Annotated in this window: 14 protein-coding genes; 4 read left to right on the plus strand and 10 right to left on the minus strand. The window is 73.6% G+C overall.

From position 1 onward, the window contains the following. Nucleotides 1–94: 94 nt before the first annotated feature. Nucleotides 95–574, plus strand: coding sequence for a VOC family protein (locus tag A3CO_RS40265; protein ID WP_018335083.1), 480 nt, complete (start codon nucleotides 95–97; stop codon nucleotides 572–574). Here the strand turns inward: A3CO_RS40265 and A3CO_RS34310 are convergent. The 8 genes from A3CO_RS34310 to A3CO_RS0125470 form a co-directional block, all read right to left on the minus strand. Further along, the gene (locus A3CO_RS34310; RefSeq protein ID WP_018335084.1) at nucleotides 565–1,824 is read right to left on the minus strand and encodes a CoA transferase; all 1,260 of its coding nucleotides are present in this window, start codon (nucleotides 1,822–1,824) and stop codon (nucleotides 565–567) included. The two genes, A3CO_RS40265 and A3CO_RS34310, sit on opposite strands and share 10 nt — an antisense overlap. Before the next feature lie 67 nt (nucleotides 1,825–1,891). Then, complete coding sequence (locus A3CO_RS34315) at nucleotides 1,892–2,476, minus strand: hypothetical protein (protein WP_018335085.1); 585 nt, start codon at nucleotides 2,474–2,476, stop codon at nucleotides 1,892–1,894. A gap of 69 nt (nucleotides 2,477–2,545) precedes the next feature. Next, complete coding sequence (locus tag A3CO_RS0125445; protein WP_018335086.1) at nucleotides 2,546–3,169, minus strand: nucleoside/nucleotide kinase family protein; 624 nt, start codon at nucleotides 3,167–3,169, stop codon at nucleotides 2,546–2,548. Between the two features lie 94 nt (nucleotides 3,170–3,263). Continuing rightward, nucleotides 3,264–4,550 (minus strand): MFS transporter, encoded by a 1,287-nt coding sequence (locus tag A3CO_RS0125450; RefSeq protein WP_018335087.1) that lies wholly within the window; start codon nucleotides 4,548–4,550, stop codon nucleotides 3,264–3,266. Between the two features lie 129 nt (nucleotides 4,551–4,679). Beyond that, on the minus strand, nucleotides 4,680–5,171 hold the full coding sequence (locus tag A3CO_RS0125455; protein ID WP_018335088.1) for a hypothetical protein: 492 nt from the start codon (nucleotides 5,169–5,171) through the stop codon (nucleotides 4,680–4,682). A 77-nt stretch (nucleotides 5,172–5,248) separates the two neighbouring features. Further along, complete coding sequence (locus A3CO_RS36335; protein WP_018335089.1) at nucleotides 5,249–5,800, minus strand: hypothetical protein; 552 nt, start codon at nucleotides 5,798–5,800, stop codon at nucleotides 5,249–5,251. Between the two features lie 136 nt (nucleotides 5,801–5,936). Continuing rightward, nucleotides 5,937–7,574 (minus strand): acyl--CoA ligase family protein, encoded by a 1,638-nt coding sequence (locus A3CO_RS0125465; protein ID WP_018335090.1) that lies wholly within the window; start codon nucleotides 7,572–7,574, stop codon nucleotides 5,937–5,939. A 7-nt stretch (nucleotides 7,575–7,581) separates the two neighbouring features. Next, on the minus strand, nucleotides 7,582–8,034 hold the full coding sequence (locus A3CO_RS0125470) for an Lrp/AsnC family transcriptional regulator (RefSeq protein WP_018335091.1): 453 nt from the start codon (nucleotides 8,032–8,034) through the stop codon (nucleotides 7,582–7,584). A gap of 98 nt (nucleotides 8,035–8,132) precedes the next feature. On the opposite strand from A3CO_RS0125470, the gene A3CO_RS0125475 reads away from it, so the two are divergent. Then, nucleotides 8,133–10,460, plus strand: coding sequence for a transketolase-like TK C-terminal-containing protein (locus A3CO_RS0125475; protein WP_051086093.1), 2,328 nt, complete (start codon nucleotides 8,133–8,135; stop codon nucleotides 10,458–10,460). Between the two features lie 141 nt (nucleotides 10,461–10,601). Here A3CO_RS0125475 and A3CO_RS0125480 read toward each other — a convergent pair whose 3' ends face one another. Both A3CO_RS0125480 and A3CO_RS0125485 read right to left on the minus strand, forming a co-directional pair. After that, nucleotides 10,602–11,024, minus strand: a complete 423-nt coding sequence (locus tag A3CO_RS0125480; protein WP_018335093.1) for a rhodanese-like domain-containing protein — start codon at nucleotides 11,022–11,024, stop codon at nucleotides 10,602–10,604. Then, complete coding sequence (locus tag A3CO_RS0125485) at nucleotides 11,021–11,611, minus strand: cysteine dioxygenase (RefSeq protein WP_026205006.1); 591 nt, start codon at nucleotides 11,609–11,611, stop codon at nucleotides 11,021–11,023. Before A3CO_RS0125485 ends, A3CO_RS0125480 begins: the two co-directional genes overlap by 4 nt. A 230-nt stretch (nucleotides 11,612–11,841) precedes the next feature. On the opposite strand from A3CO_RS0125485, the gene A3CO_RS34325 reads away from it, so the two are divergent. Both A3CO_RS34325 and A3CO_RS0125495 read left to right on the plus strand, forming a co-directional pair. Further along, nucleotides 11,842–15,612, plus strand: coding sequence for an ABC transporter ATP-binding protein (locus tag A3CO_RS34325; RefSeq protein WP_425393422.1), 3,771 nt, complete (start codon nucleotides 11,842–11,844; stop codon nucleotides 15,610–15,612). A 306-nt stretch (nucleotides 15,613–15,918) separates the two neighbouring features. Next, the gene (locus A3CO_RS0125495) at nucleotides 15,919–19,776 is read left to right on the plus strand and encodes a multifunctional oxoglutarate decarboxylase/oxoglutarate dehydrogenase thiamine pyrophosphate-binding subunit/dihydrolipoyllysine-residue succinyltransferase subunit (RefSeq protein WP_018335096.1); all 3,858 of its coding nucleotides are present in this window, start codon (nucleotides 15,919–15,921) and stop codon (nucleotides 19,774–19,776) included. The last annotated feature ends 2 nt before the right edge of the window (nucleotides 19,777–19,778 follow it).

The raw sequence follows: 19,778 nt of genomic DNA on the forward strand, positions 1-19,778 counted from the left end.
TCGTTGCTGTCACCCGGTGGCAGCGACGACACTCCGGTGTCACCGGAACGGGACCCCTGGCGATCTAGGCCCCTAGGAGTCTAGGTTGAGCTTCGTGCCCGACGACCGCCAGCAGTTCAACGTGACGCTCCCGCGCGACCTCGTCCGCGCGGTGAAGCACCACGCCGTCGACGTCCAGCTCTCCCTCTCGGACCTGGTGGCGGAGGCCCTGCAGGACCGCCTCCGTCGTCGGGAAGGGGTGGAGGTCCGGCCGATGGTGCACGTCGAGGACATGGCCGCGTCCGTGGCGTTCTACGAGCAGCTCGGCGCGGCCGTGGTGCACGGCAGCCGGGACGGGGACTGGGTGCTGCTCGAGCTCGGCGGCTCGCGCCTCGGCCTGCTCGCGCACCCGCCGAACCCGGAGCAGGACGAGGGCACCGTCGAGCTCAACTTCCAGACCGACGACCTCGACGCCCTGGCCGGTCGGCTCGGCGTCGACCCGACCGACGAGGCGTTCGGGCGCCAGCTGCGGCTCACCACGCCCGACGGGCTGCTGGTGAAGGTCGACGAGCTGCGCCCCGAGCTCTACACCTGACGCCACCGCGGGGCGTCGGCACCGAGCTCGTGCGCCGGCGCCGCCCACGACCCGCCGAACACCGGCGGCGGGACCTCGACGGCGCCCAGCGTCTGCCGGACCGGCTCGACCGGCGGCGCGTCGGTGACCAGCTCCGGGTGCGCCCACAGCCACTCCCCCGTGCGCGCCAGCGACAGCGACCGGATCGAGCCGCCCCGCGTCGACCGCTCCGCGAGCCCGAGCAGGGCGGCGGCCGCGACGAGGTAACCGGTCGCGTGGTCGAGCGCCTGCGCGGGCAGGGCGCCCGGCCGCTCGTCCGTCCCGCACGCGACGGCGATGCCCGACGCGGCCTGGACGATCGAGTCGAACCCGCGACGGCCCGCCCAGGGCCCGGTCCAGCCCCAGGCGTCCAGCCGCACGACGACGAGTCCCGGCCGGCGCGCGAGCAGGTCCTCCGGGGCGAGGCCGAACCGGTCGAGTGCGCCGGGGCGGTACCCGGTCACGACGACGTCGGCCGTGTCCGCCAGGTCCCGGAGCCGGGGGTCGGACGCGTCGAGGACCGTCGTGCGCTTCCCGAGCCCGGTGTCGAGGTGCTGCGCGGCCAGTTCCGGCATCGACGGCGGGTCGACGCGCAGCACGTCCGCGCCGGTCAGCGCGAGCGTCCGGGTCGCGACCGGGCCCGCGATCACCCGCGTCAGGTCCAGCACCCGCGGCGTCCCGACGACGGGTGCGGGTCGCTCCGCGCGCTGCACGGTCACGAGCGGCTCGGCCGCCACGGCGCTCCCCTGCTCGGTGGCGGCCCAGGTCGGCCGATCCCGGACGGCCACCGCGATCCCGCCCTTCCCGACGACGAGCTCCTCCACCTCGCGTGCCGGGCGCGCGGCGATGGCCGGCCCCACCTCATCGGCGGGAACCTGTAGCGCGTCGAGGAGGCGGGCGCGGTGGTGGGGGTAGTTCGCGTGGGTGCGGACCCAGCCGTCGGCGGCGGGCCAGAAACCGGAGAGCGGGGCGAAGCCGCCCGGCGTCGTGCCGTCGACGCGCAGGAGCTGGTCCGCGCGGAAGGAGCTGCCGACGCGGGCGGGGTCGATGTCCGGCGCGCGGTGCCCGGCGGCACCGGCCGCGGCGGCGACGGCGCCGAGCGCGAGGGCCTCGACCGGCATCGGGCAGGCGAGGCCGGTGGAGGGGCCCGTCCAGCGCGGCTCCGGGGCCGGGAGGTCGGTGTCGAGGGCACGCCAGAGGTCGTGCAGGGCCCGGTCGGCGGCATCGATCACGGGCGCTGACGATGTGGCTTTCCTGCCACTGGATGCAAGCAACGACGCTTCGCTGCCACGGGAGGGGTCAGGCCTGCTCGAGCCACGGCCGGAGGTGGTCCCGGACGGCCGGGGTGGGCGCGTCGATGAGGTCGAGCATGCGGCGGACCCGCTCGGCGGCGTCCCGGGTCAGGCGGAAGTCGCCGTCGCGCGACATCGGGTCCTCCGGGCCGAAGCGGCGGGCGGTCGCGACGATGTGGGGCACCTGCTCGCGGAGGTCCTCGGCGTCGTCGTCGGCGAGCGCCGGGTCGTGTCCCGCCTCCCGCAGCAGGGTCGCGACGTCGGTGAGCTGCGCGGCGAGCCACCCCCACGGGTCGGCGGTCAGGGCGTCGGACCACACCCGGTCCGAGGGCTCGACCCCGTCGAACGTCGGGTGGTGGTGCGCCGCCGAGAACGAGCCGGCGGGGCGGTCGAGCCGGTCGAAGAGGTCCGCCCGCCACACCGCGCCGTCGACGACCAGCCGCTGCGCCGCGGACTCGGTGCCGCGGTGCGGCTGCGGCTCCAGCAGCCGCAGCTCCACCCGGGTGCCGTGCTCCATCGTCGCGTCCGGCCCGATCTCGAACCAGCGGCGGACGATCACGGCGAGGCGTGTGAAGGTGAACGCGATCTGCACGGCGACGACGATGTGGCCTTCCTGCCACTGGATGCAAGCAACGACGCCTTGCTGCCACCCGGGGCGGGGTCAGGGCGTCTTCAGGGCCGGGCGGTCCGGATGGTCGGCCAGGACGACGAACGGCACCAGGTCCTGCGGCGCGACCTCCTCGTCGTACCGGGCGTACGCCGGCAGCGTCCACGCCTCGTCGTCGGGCGTGTGCCGCGCGAGGGCCGCCGTCGACATGGCGACGTGCACCTCGAGCTCCGCCGGCAGCCCGCGCCCGAGCAGCAGCGGCCCGTCGACGATCACCACGCCCCGGGGGCCGAGCGGCACCCGCTCGGCGCGCACCGCACGGTCGGTCGCCACGTCCCACAGCCGCGGGAGGACCGGCTTCCCGACGACGGCGGGGGCCAGCACCTCGCGCACGAGGGCGCCCGCGTCGAGCCAGTCGTCGTAGAAGGCGTCCGGGTCGGTGCGGCCCCGTTCGAGGCGGACCGACGCCGGGCGCAGGAAGTCCCACGCCGACACCCGCAGCACCGGCCGGGAGAGCCGCTGCAGCCGGTCGACGAGCCCGTCGGCCCAGCGGTCGGGCCGCGCGGCGGCCGCACCGTCCACGAGGACCCGCACGGCCCCGTCGGGAACGGGCAGCGCGTGCACGGCCTCGGCGAGCCGGTCGAGCAGGACGTCCGGGGTGAGGGGAGCGATCGACATCGCCCCCAGGATCCCAGGCCCCGGGCGTGGTGACCCGCCGACGTCCGGTGTCGGCCGTGGCACACGGCCACGACCGACACCGGACCCCTCGGGCTCAGGCCGTGGCCGCCTCCCCCTCGACCACGGGCAGCGAGGCGCCGTCCTCGGAGTGCTCGTCGTACTCGTCCGGCGGCCGCGGGTGCATCGTCGCGAGCGCGATCAGGGACACCACGGCGCACGCGATGATGTAGACCGAGATCCAGAAGGTGCCGCCCGTGGCGGCGAGCACCGCGGTCGCGATCAGCGGTGCCGGGCCACCCGCCGTGATGGAGGCGAGCTGGTAGCCGAGCCCCGCGCCGGTGTAGCGGACCCCGGTCCCGAACGACTCGGAGATCAGCGCCGCCTGCGGGCCGTACATCATGTCGTGGAAGATCAGGCCCAGGATCATGCCGAGGATCACCAGTCCCCCGACCCGCGTCTGGAGCAGCGCGAAGTACGGGAAGGCGTACAGGCCGGTGAGCACCACGCCCGCGCCGTAGACCAGGCGCCGGCCGAGCACGTCGGAGAGCCAGCCGAAGAACGGCACGCTGATGATGCCGATCAGGGCCGCGACGATGAGGTAGAGCAGCAGGTCCGTCCGTGCCAGCTTCAGCTGCTGCGTGCCGTAGACCAGCACGAACGAGGTGTAGAGGTAGAACGGCGCCTGCTCGGCGGTGCGCACGAACAGCGCCTTGAGCACGTCGCGCCACTGGTGGCGCAGGGTCTCGGCCAGCGGCATCTTCACCACGTGACCGCTGGAGCGCATCGCGGCGAACGCGGGCGACTCCAGGACCGTCAGCCGCACGACCAGCCCGATCGCGATCAGCACGATCGACGCGAGGAAGGGCCAGCGCCACCCACCATTGAGGAAGTCGGGGCCGGCGAACGCCCACACCACGAACGTGCCGAGAGCGAGCCCGATCGGCACCCCGGCCTGCGGCCACGAGGCCATCAGCCCGCGCTGCCGACGGTGCCCCCACTCCATCGCCATCAGCACGGAGCCGCCCCACTCACCGCCGACGCCGATGCCCTGCAGCACGCGCAGCACGGTCAGCAGGATCGGCGCCCACACGCCGATCGTGGCGTAGGTCGGCAGCAGACCGATGAGCACGGTCGCGCCGCCCATGATCAGCAGGGTGGCGACGAGCGAGTACTTGCGGCCGATGCGGTCGCCGTAGTGTCCGAAGATCGCCGCCCCGAGTGGTCGGGCGGCGAAGCCGACGAACTGCGTGGAGAACGCGAGCAGGACGCCGCCGGACGCCGAGTTGTTGAAGAACAACGGCCCGAACACGAGCGCGGCGGCGGTGTTGTAGAGGAAGAAGTCGTACCACTCGATGGTGGTGCCGACGGTGCTGGCGAGCACGGCGCGACGTTTGATACGTCGCCGTGCGACGGGATCGTTCAGCTGAGCTGCTGGGGCATCGGCCATGGCGCAGGATGATGCGCGTCACACCCCATGGAGGGCAACGCCTACTTCACCGAGCGGAAAGGGTCAGATCACCGAGAAGCGGTCCGTCAGCTTCTGACCGTCCGAACGGCTGATCACGCACGAGACCAGACGGCCGCCCGACGAGCCGGAGGCCGTGCCGTTCGGCTCGTCGAAGGTGGCCTGCGTGGGCACCACGGCCGCGACGTCCAGCGCCGACTTGTCGACCCCGCTCGCCGACTCGGCCACCTGTCCCGAGGCGACCACCATGGCGCAGAAGGCGCGGCCGTACGCCGCGAACGCCGCCGCCCCGGGGTAGCTGACCTCGCGGCTGGAGTTCAGCGGCGTCCCGGTGCCGACCACCTCGATGTCGTGCGCGTCGCCGCACGGCGCGTTGGTGGCGTCGGTGTAGGTCGTCCCGGCGCTCAGCCGCCCGGTGGCGCACTGCCCGTCGAACAGCGTGAACGCCGGGAGGTCGCCGCCCGGTCCGAAGGTGTAGACGGCGGGCTCGTCGGAGAACGGCCGCCAGCCGCCCACCAGCGCCCCGGCCGCGAACACGACGAGGACGAGCAGGACCGCCCCCGCCCCGGTGAGGAGGCGGCGGTCGCGGAGGGCGGCGGGGAGCTCCAGCGGTCTCAGCTCTCCTGGTCCACGTGCAGCGCCTGCTGCTCGGCACCCTCGGTGGGCCACTCGTTCTCCACCGCGGCCACCTCGCCGACCCGGTCGTCGGCCGGCAGCCCGGTCTCCTCGGCGGCGTCGGCGGCCGAGGACAGCCCGACCTGGACCTCGCCCCCGAGTTGCGCCTCGACGGCGCCGTCGGGGTCGAGCGGGTCGGCGACCGGGGCACCGGTGGTGCCGAAGTCGCCCACGCCGTCGACGGCGTTCTCGGGGTCGTCCACCGTCTCGTCGAGCTCCATCGCCGGGGTCGCCGCGATGGGGCGGCCCGGGGGCTCCTCGAGCCCGTCGACGACGTCGGGCTCCTCCTGCGGGAGGCGGTAGGCGATGGAGTCGCGCTCCGGGTCGTTGTCGTCGCCGCCCAGCTTGACGTCGCGGCTGTAGTCCTCCGCGGTGTCCATCCCGTCCTCGAGCGGGTCGGTGCCGAGCCGGTCCTCGTCGAGCACGACCGACGGCTCGTCGTCGAGGGGGCTGGTGTCGTTGTCGACGACGGCCTCGTACTGCTCGCTCACGGTGCTCGCTCCCGATCTCGTCCTCTGCATGGTGCACGGTCGGGAGTGCGTTCCCCGCACCAGGGTGGCTCACGCCCGGTGAGCAGTGATCCGTGCCGGGGCACGGACAAGTACTCACGGGCGCGCAGCGCACCTGCTAGATCTTCCGCTCCTGCCCGCCCCACTCCTTGGCGCGCAGCTCGAATTTCTGGATCTTGCCGGTCGAGGTCTTCGGCAGCTCCTCGATCACCTCGACCTCGCGCGGGGCCTTGTAGCGGGCGATCTGCGTCTTGACGTGCTCGACGACCTCGTCCGGCTCGACCGTCCGCCCCTGGCGCAGGGTGATGAAGGCCTTCGGGCGCTCGCCCCACCGCTCGTCGGGCACGCCCACCACGGCGGCCTCGAGCACGGCGGGGTGCGAGAGGACGGCCTGCTCCACCTCGACGGTCGAGATGTTCTCGCCGCCGGAGATGATCACGTCCTTGGCGCGGTCGCGGAGCTCGACGTAGCCGTCGGAGTGCATCACCCCGAGGTCGCCGGAGTGGTACCAGCCACCGGCGAACGCCTTGGCCGTCGCCTCGTCGTCGCGGTAGTAGCCGCTCATCACGTTGTTGCCGCGCATGACGATCTCGCCCATCGTCGAACCGTCCGCGGGGACGTCGACGAGGTCGACCGACGCCCAGTCGGTCACATCCTCGCCCAGCACCTCGACGACGCGCACCGGGTCCGCCTGCACCATCGCGACGCCCTGCCGGGCCTGCAGCTTCGCCCGCTCCGTCGGGTCGAGCGCGGCCCAGTCGTCCTGCCACTGGCACACGGTGTACGGGCCGTAGACCTCGGTGAGCCCGTAGACGTGCACCACCCGGAAGCCGAGCCGTTCCATCTCGAGGATCGTCGTCGGGCTGGGCGGCGCACCCGCCGTCGTGACGACGAGGGCGTAGTCGAGCTCGCGGGCCTCGGCCGCGTTCATGATCGTCGTGACGACCGTGGGGGCGCCGTTGAGGTGGGTGACGCGGTGCTCGCCGATGAGCCGCCAGATCACGTCGCCGCGCACCTCGCGCAGGCACACGTGGGTGCCGCCGATGGCGGTGATCGCCCAGGGCGTGCACCAGCCGTTGCAGTGGAACATCGGCAGCGTCCACAGGTAGACGCTCGACGGGTCGTGATAGCTGTGGACGATCTCGCCGAAGGAGTTCAGGTACGCCCCGCGGTGGTGGTACTGCACGCCCTTGGGCTTGCCGGTGGTGCCGGACGTGTAGTTGATCGTGATCGTCGAGCGTTCGTCGGTTATGTCCCAGGAGAGGTCGTCGCCCTCGTCGCCGCGCGCGAGCAGCGCCGCGTAGCCGTCCTCCGCCGATCCGGCGTCCGGACCCTCCGGGTCCACGTGCACGACGATCTCGCGCACCGTCTCCAACGACTCGCGGACCGGGTCCACCGCGGCGAGCAGCGTCGAGTCGACCACCAGCACCGTCGCCCCGGAGTGGTCGAGGATGTAGCGGACCTCCTCGGCCGAGAGTCGGGTGTTCACCGCGACGAGGATCGCGCCGGCCAACGGCACCCCGAAGTGCGCGTGCAGCATCGCGGGGACGTTCGGCAGCAGGCAGGCGACCCGGTCGCCGGGCGCCACCCCCGAGGCCCGTAGTCCCCGGGCGAGCCGCTGCGCGTCGCGCGCGAACTCGGCGTAGGTCCAGCGAGACGCCCCGTGGACGATCGCCGTCTTGTCGGGGTAGACCCCCGCCGAACGCCGCAGGAACGACAACGGCGTCAGTTCGGTGATCCAGGTCTCGGCAGCCACGCGCGCATCATGCCCGCGTCCAGCGCCCCAGCACCATCAATGTCTTCGTCCCGGTGATCGTCCCCGCGCGGCGTAGTCGGTCGATCACCCGCTGCAGGTCGGCGAGGTCGCGGGCCCGGACCTGCACGAGCGCGTCGGGGTCCCCCGCGATCGTGTAGACCGCCTGCACCTCGGGCACGGTCGACGCGGTCGAGACGATGTCCCCGACCGGCGTGCTGCCCGCGTACCGCACCTCGGTGAACGCCTCGACGCCCCAGCCGAGCCGGGTCGCGTCGACCTGCACGGTGAACCCGGTGATCACCCCGGTCTCGCGGAGCCGGTCGACCCGCCGCTTCACCGCGGCCACCGAGAGCCCGAGCCGCGGCGCCATGTCGGAGAACGTCCGCCGCCCGTCCTCGCGCAGGAGGGCCAGCAGGCGGTGGTCGGTGTCGTCGACGTCAGCGACCCGAGGTTCGTCCATGCAACGAATCTTCGTCGGAAGGCCCTCGGCGCGTCGAGCTTTGCGCCTTCCGGCTCTCCAGCTTGTCTCTCGTGCGCGCGGTCGCTGAGATGTCCGGCATGACCGCCCGCGTCACCGAGCCGACGACCGCCACGACCCCCACGCTCGACGCCCTCGCCGACGTGGAGCGCCGCGTGCTCTGGCTGGCCACCGCGATCGTCGACCACGCCAACCGGGTGCGGCCCAACCCCGGCGGGCTCAAGGTCGGCGGCCACCAGGCGTCGTCGGCGTCGATCGTCTCGATCATGACGTCGCTGTGGTTCGCGGCGCTGCGCGCGGAGGACCGGGTGTCGGTCAAGCCGCACGCCTCGCCCGTCCTCCATGCGATCAACCACCTGCTCGGGCGGTTGGACGAGCGCTTCCTCACGACGCTGCGCGAGCAGGGCGGGCTGCAGTCCTACCCCTCGCGGTCGAAGGACCCCGATCCCGTCGACTACTCGACCGGCTCCGTCGGCATCGGCGCCACCGCCCCGATCTGGGGCGCGATCGCGCGCCGGTACGCCCACGGCGTGGGCGGGCAGGCCGGCACCGGGCGCCAGTTCTCGCTGGTCGGCGACGCGGAGCTCGACGAGGGCGCCGTGTGGGAGGCCGTCCTCGACCCCATGGTCCGCGAGCTCGGCGAGATCACCTGGATCGTCGACTTCAACCGCCAGTCCCTCGACCGCGTCGTCCCCGACATCTCGGCCACCCGCCTGCAGGGGCTCTTCGAGGCGGCCGGGTGGCAGGTCATCACGGTCAAGTACGGCCGCGTGCTGAACGAGCTGTTCGCCCGCGAGGGCGGCGACGCGCTGCGCCGCCGCATCGACACGATGACCAACCCCGAGTACCAGCGCCTCCTGCGCTGCACCCCCGCCCAGCTGCGCGAACGGCTCCCCCAGGGCCTTCCCGACGACGGGCCGCGGCTCGCGGCGCTGCTCGAGACGATCGACGACGACGGCGTCCACGCCGCCATCCGCAATCTCGGCGGCCACGACCTCGGGGCCCTGCTCGACGCCTACGCCCGCATCGACGACACCCGCCCGACGGTGATCTTCGCCTACACCGTCAAGGGCTACGGCCTCGCGACCCAGGGCCACCCGCAGAACCACTCCACGCTGCTCTCCGAGCCGCAGATGCGGGAACTCGCCGCGCGGATGGGTGCGAGCCTCGACGAGCCCTGGGCGCCGCTGCCGCGCGGCAGCGCCGCGGCCGAACTGTGCGCGGCGGCCGCCGCCCGGCTCGAGCGACCGGTCGTCGGGAAGGCCCCCGCGGTACGCGTGCCGACCGACCTGGGGCGCCCGCCGTCGGGAACGGGCAACACCCAGCAGGCCCTCGGGCGTGCCCTCCTCGACCTCACCCGCTCCGCCCCGGAGGCCGCCCGCCGCGTCGTGACCTGCTCCCCCGACGTCGCCTCGTCGACGAACCTCGGCGGCTGGCTGAACAAGGTCGGGTCGTGGGCGGCCTCCGAGCGCCGCGACTGGTTCGACGACGACGCCGAGACGATCCTGCACTGGCGGGAGCGGCCCACCGGTCAGCACATCGAGCTGGGCATCGCCGAGACGAACCTGGTGGGGCTCCTCGGCGAGCTGGGGGCGACGTGGTCGCGCTACGGCGAGCCACTGCTGCCCATCGGGGTCCTCTACGACCCGTTCGTCTCGCGGGCGCTCGAACCGTGGTCGTTCGGCGTCTACGCGGGCGGGCAGTCGATCCTCGTGGGGACGCCGAGCGGGGTCTCCCTGGCCCCGGAGGGCGGGGCGCACCAGTCGATCACCACCCCGTCGATCGGGCTGGAGCAGCCGGGCTGCGTGGCGTTCGAGCCCGCGTTCGCGATCGAGGTGACGTGGTGCCTCCTCGACGGGCTGGGCCGGCTCGGACGCCCCGACGGCTCGTCGTCGTACCTGCGGCTGTCCACCGCGCCGGTCGACCAGTCGCTCGCCGCGGTGCCGGACGACCCGGCGGCGCGGGAAGAGCGGCGGCGCCAGGTCGTGGCCGGTGGGTACGTGCTGCGGCGGGCCTCGTCGGCTCCGCGCGTGACGATCGCGGCCGTGGGCCCGACGGTGCCGAACGCGCTGGCGGCCGCGGACCGGCTGGACGCCCTCGGGATCCCCGCGGACGTCGTCGTCGTGACCAGCGCCGACCGGCTGTTCCGGGCCGTGCGGGCGCGCCGGTCCGACACCGGGGACCCGAGCTGGATCCTCGACGCCTGCTTCCCGGTCGACCGGGCCGCGCCGCTGGTCACCGTCCTCGACGGGCACCCGCACACGCTCGCGTTCCTCGCGGGCGTGCACGGGGTGCGCGCCGAGCACCTCGGCGTCAGCGGGTTCGGGCAGTCCTCCGACCTCGCGGCCGCGCACGCCCTGCACGACATCGACGCGGACGCGATCGTCCGGAGTGCGACGCGCCTGTGAGCCCGGTGGCGCGCGCTGCGGGGGTGGCCGCGGCGGGCCCGCGAGTGATCAACGGCCCCTCAGCGGTCCCCCGGACCCACCGCGAGCCCCGTCAGGGACCGGTGATCATGGGCTCAGCGGCGGCGGCCCGGTGACGGCTGCTCAGTGGCGGTGCGCACCCCGCGCGTAGTCCGGCGGCTCGCCGGTGCCGGGTGCGGTGGGGAGGCCGGCCGCCTCCCACGCCCGGAAGCCCCCGACGACGTCGGTCGCGCGGTGGATGCCGAGATCCTGCAGGGCCGCGGCGGCCAGCGAGGACGTGTAGCCCTCGGAGCACAGCACCACCCACGGCACGTCGTGGTCGGTCGCCTCGGGGATGCGGGCGTCCGACGCCGGGTCGAGCCGCCACTCGAGGTGGTTGCGCTCGATGACGACGGCGCCGGGCACCTCGCCCTCCGCGACCCGCTGCCACCCGGGGCGGATGTCGACGAGCCGGCCGCCCTCGTCGACCACCCGGGCCGCGTCGGCGGGCTCCAGGCGCGTCAGCCGGGCGCGGGCGGCGGCGAGGACGTCGGCGATCGTGGTCACTCGGGCGATGCTCCCGGCTCCACGAGCTCGGAGCGCGTCCGGGTCAGGGTGCCGCGCTCGACGGCGTAGTACGACATCGCCGAGAGCGGCGGCGAGTACGCGTGGACGCTGACGGCGGCCTCGGCGCGCCGGTTCGACACGTCGTGCACGTGACCCAGCGGGAAGGCCGCGCCGCCACCCGCCGTCAGGACCCGGCGTCGCAGGCCGGGGCCCCGCGAGGCGATCTCCTCGGCGGTGGCGAGGTGGTCGTCGGCCTGGCCGGCGCTCCAGCGCCACTCGGTGAGCTCGCCGCTGACCACGGTCAGCGCGCCGAGGGAGCCGCCGTGGTCGTGGAGCTCGGCGGCCTGCTCGGTGGCCCAGCTGATCAGCCAGACGTCGAGGTGGGGGTCGGCGTGCAGCCGGCGCGACCAGCGGTTGGCCGCGTCGATGCGCACGTCGTGGTGGCCGGCGACGACCTCGGCGGCGACCTGGCGGGTCAGCGAGGTGAGGTCGGCCAGGCTCACCGGGGTCGGGCCGTCGTGCCAGCGGCGACGGTCACCGTGGAGGGTGCGGGGCAGGAAGGACCGGGCAGGCAGGACTGCAGTCATGACGACGCCTCAGGGGGTGCGCGACCGGCACTCCGGCCGCGGGAGACGCTCCCCGGGGCACAGGGCCGCGCGCGGGGAACGGAGGTCGACCGTCAGCGACAGAACTGGTCGAACGTGTCCGCGCGCCGGCTCACCCAGAACGGGTCGATGCGGACGCGGAGCTGCACGTGACATTGTTACCACGATCTCCGACGGGCACGGTGTCGGACCCCCCACCTAGCCTGGCGTTCGTGCCGGACTCCGAGAGACCCAGCGGCGGGACCACCGGATGGGTGGCCCGCCTCGCGCGCGACTGCTGGCGACACCGTGGACTGACCGTCGCGTCGGTGGGCGCCTCCGTGCTGGGGGTGAGCCTCGAGTCGATCGGTCCGTTGCTCACGGCCGTGGCGGTCGACCGTGCCGTCCGTGGCTCCACCCAGGGCCTCGGGCTGATCGTGGCGGCCTTCGTCGTCCTCGCGACGATCAAGTTCGGCATGGCGTTCCTGCGGCGCTACCTCGGCGGGCGGCTCTCGCTCTCGGTGCAGCACGACCTGCGGCGCCGGGTGTTCGGCTCGATCTCCCGGCTCGACGGGCCGCGCCAGGACGCACTGCGCACCGGGCAGGTGGTCTCGCGCGCGAACTCCGACCTGCAGCAGGTCCAGGGCCTGCTCGGGATGGTGCCGTACTCGGTGGGCACGCTCGCGCAGGTCGTGGTCTCCGTCGTGATCATGCTGTTCCTGTCGCCCCTGCTCACGCTCGTCGCCCTGGTGACGCTGCCGGTGGCGCTGGCCTTCACCACGGTGATGCGCCGCAAGCTCTACCCCGCCACGTGGGCGGCGCAGCAGCGCGCGGCCGAGGTCGCCCAGGGGGTCGAGGAGACCGTCACCGGCGTCCGGGTGGTCAAGGGCTTCGGGCAGGAGGAGCGGGAGACCGCGCGGCTGGCGCGGCTCGCGGGCGAGCTCTACGGGGACCGGCTGCGCGCCGCCCGCCTCACCGCCCGCCTCACGCCCACGCTCGCCGCGCTGCCCACGGTCGGCCAGCTCGTGGTGTTCGCGCTCGGGGGCGGGCTCGCGCTCACGGGTCAGATCACCGTCGGCGTGTTCCTCGCGTTCACCACCTACATCGCCGCCCTCATCGGCCCCGCGCGCATGGTCGCCGGCCTCGTCGTCGTCGGGCAGCTCGCCCGCTCCGGCGTCGAGCGCGTGTACGAGCTGATCGACTCCCAGCCCGACATCGTGGCCGACGCCGAGGCGCCCGGACGGGTGCCCGTGCCGGCCGGGCCGGTACCGCTCGAGCTGGACGACGTGCGCTTCGGGTACGCCCGCTCGGAGCCGGTGCTCGACGGGCTGTCGCTGCGCGTGGAGCCGGGCGAGACGCTCGCGGTCATCGGGACGGCGGGCTCGGGCAAGTCGACGGTCGCGCTGCTCATCCCCCGCTTCTACGACGTGCAGCAGGGTGCCGTCCGGGTCGGCGGCGCCGACGTGCGGGACCTGTCGCTCACCTCCCTGCGCCGCACCGTCGGCGTGGTCTTCGAGGAGGCCTTCCTCTTCTCGGACACGGTGCGGGCCAACATCGCCTACGGCTGCCCCGACGCCACCGACGAGCAGGTCCGCGCGGCCGCCCGGGCGGCCCAGGCCGACGGGTTCGTCTCCGAGCTGCCCGAGGGCTACGACACCCGCGTCGGCGAGCGCGGCCTGACGCTCTCCGGCGGGCAGCGCCAGCGCATCGCCCTCGCGCGTGCCCTGCTCTACGACCCCCGCGTCCTCGTGCTGGACGACGCGACCAGCGCGGTCGACGCCGCCACCGAGGCCGCCATCGGCGAGACGCTGCAGGCGGTCACCGCCGAGCGCACGACGCTCGTGATCGCGCACCGCCGCTCCACCCTCGTGCTCGCGGACCGGATCGCGGTCCTCGACGCGGGCCGGGTGGTCGACGTCGGGACGGCGGCCGAGCTGACCGAGCGCTGCGCGCTGTTCACCGCGCTGCTCGCCGGGCCGGGCGAGCAGATCGACGAGGCCGTCCGTCGCCCGGAGCCCGACCTCCCGGGCCCCGACGGCGTCACGCCCGAGCTGTGGCCCACGGCCACCCCGGCGGACGGCGCCGACGCCCCGCCCGGCGACCGCGGCGTGAGCGCCGGCCTCGACGGCAGCGTCGCCTCGCGCGAGATGGAGACGGCGCTGGCCACGCTCCCGCCCGCCGACGAGCGGCCCGTGCTCTACGGGGAGGACCCGACGGCCGCCGACCCCGGGTTCCGCCTCGGCCGCCTGCTGCGCCCGGTCCGCTGGGCGCTGGCGGGGGTCATCGTGCTGGTCGCGCTGGACGCGCTCGCCACCCTCGCCTTCCCCAGCCTCGCCCGGGTCGCCGTCGACGGCGGGATCAACGGCCGGTCGCCGTCGGTCCTGGCCCTCGCCGTCGGGATCGGCCTCGCGGTGGTGCTCGTCGACTGGGTGGTGGTCTGGTTCCAGACGGTGCTGACCGCGCGTGTCGGCGAGAGCCGGCTCTACCTGCTGCGCGTGCGCAGCTTCGCCCACCTGCAGCGCCTCGGGCTCGACTTCTACGAGCGCGAGCTCGGCGGCCGGATCATGACGCGGATGACGACGGACGTCGACGCGCTCTCGTCGTTCCTGCAGACGGGGCTCGCCCAGGCGGTCGTGGCCCTGCTGACCGTCGTCGGCGTCGCCACCGCGCTGCTGCTCACCGACGTCGAGCTGGCGCTGGTCGCGCTCTCGGTGATGCCGGTGCTCGTCGTCGCGACCCTCGTCTTCCGGCGACTCTCCTCGGTGGCCTACGCCGAGGCCCGGGAACGGGTCAGCGTGGTCAACGCCGACCTGCAGGAGAACGTCGCCGGGCTGCGGGTCGCCCAGGCCCACACCCACGAGGAGCGCTCGGCCGCGCACTTCGCCGACAACTCGGACGCCTACCGCCGCGCGCGCCTGCGGGCCCAGCGGCTCATCGCCACGTACTTCCCGGGCGCGAACCTGCTCTCCGACCTCGCGCAGGCCGCCGTGCTCGGCGTCGGCGCGGCGCGGGTCGCGGGCGGCGACCTGTCGTCGGGCGTGCTCGTGGCCTTCCTGCTCTACCTGACCATGTTCTTCGGCCCGGTCCAGCAGCTCTCCCAGGTCTTCGACGGCTACCAGCAGGCGCGGGTGGGCCTCACCCGGATCTCCGAACTGCTGCGCACGCCGACCACCGTGCCCGCCGCCACCGACCCGGTGCCGGTGGGCGCCCTGCGCGGCGACGTCGACCTGCGTGACGTCGGGTTCTCCTACGCGGGCTCCGACGGGACCCCCGCGCTCGTCGACGTGTCCCTGCACGTGCCGGCGGGCCGCACGGTGGCGCTCGTCGGGGCCACCGGAGCGGGCAAGTCGACCGTGGTGAAGCTCGTCGCGCGGTTCTACGACGCCACGCGGGGCTCGGTGCTGATCGACGGGGTCGACGTGCGCGACTACGACCTCGCCGGTCTGCGCCGCCGCCTCGGCGTCGTGCCGCAGGAGGCGCACCTCTTCGTCGGCGACGTGGCCTCCAACATCGCCTACGGACGCCCGGACGCCACGCCCGCGCAGATCGAGGAGGCGGCCCGGCGGGTCGGCGCCCTCGACGTCGTGCGCTCACTGCCCGCCGGGTTCCGCCAGCCCGTCGGCGAGCGCGGCGGCGGGCTGTCGGCCGGCCAGCGTCAGCTCGTGGCCCTGGCCCGCGCCGAGCTGGTCGACCCGGCGCTGCTCCTGCTCGACGAGGCGACCGCGGCGCTCGATCCCGCCACGGAGTCGGCCGTGCTCGCCGCGGGCGACCGCGTGGCGGCGCGCCGCACGACGTTCGTTGTCGCCCACCGGCTCGCCACCGCGGCCCGGGCCGACCACATCGTGGTGCTGCACGGCGGGCGCATCGTCGAGGAGGGCAGCCACGAGGAGCTGCTCGCCCGCGACGGCCGCTACGCCCTGCTGTGGCACACCGGCGCGGCGACCGCGGACGACGCGGAGGAGCTCGTCGAGCTCGGCACCGTGGAGGTGGGCACGGGGTCGTGACACCCCCTCGACGCCACGACCCCGTGACTGGGCCTCCGCAGCCACCCCCCGTACCGGTTCGGACACGCTCCGCATCCGTGGGGCGCGTCCGCGGCGGCCCGTGACCGAGGACGCCGGTCCTGCGGCGCGTGGACCCGCCCGACCGACCCCGCCCGCCGGGCGCCGCGGAAGGCCCGCCGACGGCCGCGGGGTGTGACCCGTTCGTGAACCGGTGCAGTGGGCGACACGGCCCCCACCCGCGCGCGCGGGTGGGGCTAATCTGGTGTCCGTTTCCACTCCCGCACGTGATTGAGGCGATCTCCAGCCGTGTCGACGAGCAGCCCGGCAGCCCAGTTCGGTCCCAACGAGTGGCTGGTCGACGAGATGTACCAGCGCTACCTCGCGGACCCGAACTCCGTCGACGCCGCGTGGCACGAGTTCTTCGCCGACTACGCGCCCGACGACGGGTCCTCCGTCGCGGGCGCCGGGTCGGCGTCCTCCACCGGGACGTCCGGCAACGGGGCCTCCGGCGCCGCGGGCAACGGGTCCGCCTCGGGCTCGGCCGGGTCCGGTGCGAGCCGCACCGAGCGCAACGGCTCCAGCGGGTCGAGCGGGTCCGGCACCGGTGGTGCGGCCAAGACCGCGACGTCGAACGGCTCGTCGTCCGGTTCGTCGAACGGGAGCGCGCCCGCCAGGCCGGCCGCGACGACCGAGCAGGCGTCCCGCCCCGCGCCGTCGAAGGACGAGCCGAAGGAGAGCAAGCCGGCCGCGGGCTCGACCACGCCGGCGAAGGCCTCCGACGACGGCGCGTCCTCCACCGAGACCGTGACGCCGCTGCGGGGCGCCGCGAACGCGATCGCCAAGAACATGCAGGCGTCGCTCGAGCTGCCGACGGCGACGAGCGTGCGCGCCGTCCCGGCGAAGCTGCTCGCCGACAACCGCATCGTCATCAACAACCACCTCAAGCGCACCCGCGGCGGGAAGGTCTCCTTCACCCACCTGCTCGGGTTCGCGATGGTCCGGGCGCTCGCGCAGTTCCCGAACATGAACCGCCACTACGGGTCGGACGCGAAGGGCAAGCCCGCCGTCGTCGACCCCGGGCACGTGAACCTCGGTCTGGCGATGGACCTGCCGGGCAAGGACGGCTCGCGCTCGCTGGTGGTCGTGGCCCTCAAGGGCTGCGAGAACATGAACTTCGCGCAGTTCTGGGCCGCCTACGAGGACATGGTCCGCAAGGCGCGCTCGGGCAAGCTCGGCACCGAGGACTTCTCCGGGGTGACGATCAGCCTCACCAACCCCGGCACCATCGGCACCAACCACTCGGTGCCGCGCCTCACCGTCGGCCAGGGCACGATCGTCGGCGTCGGCGCGATGGAGTACCCCGCCGAGTTCCAGGGCGCCAGCGACGAGCGCCTGGCGAACATGGGCATCAGCAAGATCATCACGCTGACCTCGACGTACGACCACCGGATCATCCAGGGCGCCGAGTCCGGCGACTTCCTGCGGCGCATCCACCACCTCGTGCTCGGCGAGGACGGCTTCTACGACGACATCTTCGCGTCGCTGCGGATCCCCTACGAGCCGATCCGCTGGGTGCAGGACCTGCCCGAGTCGAACATCGACCGCACGGCCCGCATCCTCGAGCTGATCGACGCCTACCGGAACCGCGGCCACCTGATGGCCGACACCGACCCGCTGGACCACCCGCAGCGCAAGCACCCCGACCTGGACATCCAGAGCCACGGGCTGACGCTGTGGGACCTCGACCGCGAGTTCCCGGTCGACGGCTTCGCGGGCCGCTCCTGCATGAAGCTGCGCGACATCCTCGGGGTGCTGCGCGACTCGTACTGCCGCACGATCGGCGTCGAGTACATGCACATCCTCGACCCCGAGAAGCGCGCCTGGCTCCAGGAGCGCATCGAGGTGCCGCACGAGAAGGTGTCGGCGGCCGAGCAGAAGTACATCCTGTCGAAGCTCAACGCCGCCGAGGCGTTCGAGGCCTTCCTGCAGACCAAGTACGTCGGCCAGAAGCGCTTCTCCCTCGAGGGCGCCGAGACCGTCATCCCGCTGCTGGACGCGGTGCTCGACGAGGCCGCGGCGCACGAGATGGACGAGGTCGTCATCGGCATGCCGCACCGCGGCCGGCTGAACGTGCTCGCCAACATCGTCGGGAAGCCGGTCTCGCAGATCTTCCGCGAGTTCGAGGGCAACCTCGACCCGGGCCAGGCCCACGGCTCCGGCGACGTGAAGTACCACCTCGGCGCCGAGGGCAAGTTCTTCCGGATGTTCGGCGACGGCGAGACCACGGTCTCCCTCACGAGCAACCCGTCGCACCTCGAGGCCGTCGACCCCGTGCTCGAGGGCATCGTCCGCGCGAAGCAGGACATGCTCGACAAGGGCCCCGAGGGCTTCACCGTCATGCCGGTCGCCATGCACGGCGACGCCGCGTTCGCGGGCCAGGGCGTGGTCGCCGAGACGCTGAACCTGGCGCTGCTGCGCGGCTACCGCACCGGCGGCACCGTGCACGTCGTGGTGAACAACCAGGTCGGCTTCACCACCGCCCCGGAGCACACCCGCTCGACGCACTACTGCACCGACGTCGCGAAGATGATCGACGCGCCGGTCTTCCACGTGAACGGCGACGACCCCGAGGCCTGCGTCTGGGTGGCGCGCCTGGCCGTCGAGTTCCGCGAGCGGTGGAACTCCGACGTCGTCATCGACATGGTCTGCTACCGCCGGCGCGGCCACAACGAGGGCGACGACCCCTCGATGACCCAGCCGGAGATGTACGACGTCATCGACGCCAAGCGCTCGGTGCGCAAGACCTACACCGAGTCGCTGATCGGCCGCGGCGACATCTCGCTGGACGAGGCCGAGCACGCGCTGCGCGACTACGGCAGCCAGCTCGAGCACGTCTTCAACGAGGTCCGCGAGCTGGAGAAGGCCGAGATCGAGCCCAGCCCGTCGGTCGAGTGGGAGCAGGCGGTCCCGAACTCGCTGCAGACCAAGGTGCCGCTCGAGGTCATCCAGCGGATCGCCCGGGCGTTCGCCGAGCCCCCCGAGGGATTCAGCGTCCACCCGCGCGTCAAGCCGGTCCTGGAGCGCCGCGGCAAGGCCGCCTCCACCGAGACCGCCGAGGGCATCGACTGGGCGTGGGCCGAGCTGCTCGCGTTCGGCTCGCTGCTCATCGACGGCAAGCTCGTCCGGCTCTCGGGCCAGGACTCGCGACGCGGCACCTTCACCCAGCGCCACTCCGTGCTGATCGACCGCAGGACCGGCGAGGAGTACGTCCCGCTGCGGCACCTGACCGCCGACCAGGGCAAGTTCATGCCCTACGACTCGGCGCTCTCGGAGTTCGCGGCGGTCGGCTTCGAGTACGGCTACTCGGTGGTCAACCACGACGCCCTGGTCTGCTGGGAGGCGCAGTTCGGCGACTTCGTCAACGGCGCCCAGTCGATCATCGACGAGTTCATCTCGTCCGGTGAGGCGAAGTGGGGCCAGACCTCCGACGTCGTGCTGCTGCTGCCGCACGGGCACGAGGGCCAGGGCCCGGACCACACCTCGGGCCGCATCGAGCGGTTCCTGCAGCTGTGCGCGGAGGGCTCGATGACGGTGGCGCTCCCGTCGTCGCCGTCGAACTACTTCCACCTGCTGCGCCGCCACGCCACCGACGGGGTCCGCCGCCCCCTGGTCGTCTTCACCCCGAAGTCGATGCTGCGGAACAAGGCCGCCGTGAGCCCGGTCGAGGACTTCACCACCGGCAGCTACCACCCGGTGCTCGACGACCCGGCGTTCTCGTCGAACGAGAAGGCCGCCGGGGCGTCGAAGGTCCTGATGTGCGCCGGGAAGATCTACTACGAGCTGGTCGCGGCCCGCGAGAAGGCCGGGAGGACCGACGACATCGCGATCGTCCGGCTCGAGCAGCTCTACCCGATCGCCGGCGACGAGATCACCTCGATCCTCGGCCGCTACTCGAACGCCCGGAGCGTCTCCTGGGTGCAGGAGGAGCCGGCCAACCAGGGCGCGTGGCCCTTCCTCGGGCTCATGCTCCCGGAGAAGGTCGAGCGGCTGCGCGGCCTGCGCCGCATCTCCCGCCGGCGCATGGCGGCCCCCGCGGCCGGCGTCGCGAAGGTGCACGAGGTGGAGCAGAAGGCGCTGATCGCCGAGGCCATCGAGGGCGAGTAGCA

Origin of the sequence: Actinomycetospora chiangmaiensis DSM 45062 (genome assembly GCF_000379625.1) — a bacterium.
Taxonomy (GTDB): Bacteria; Actinomycetota; Actinomycetes; order Mycobacteriales; family Pseudonocardiaceae; genus Actinomycetospora; species Actinomycetospora chiangmaiensis.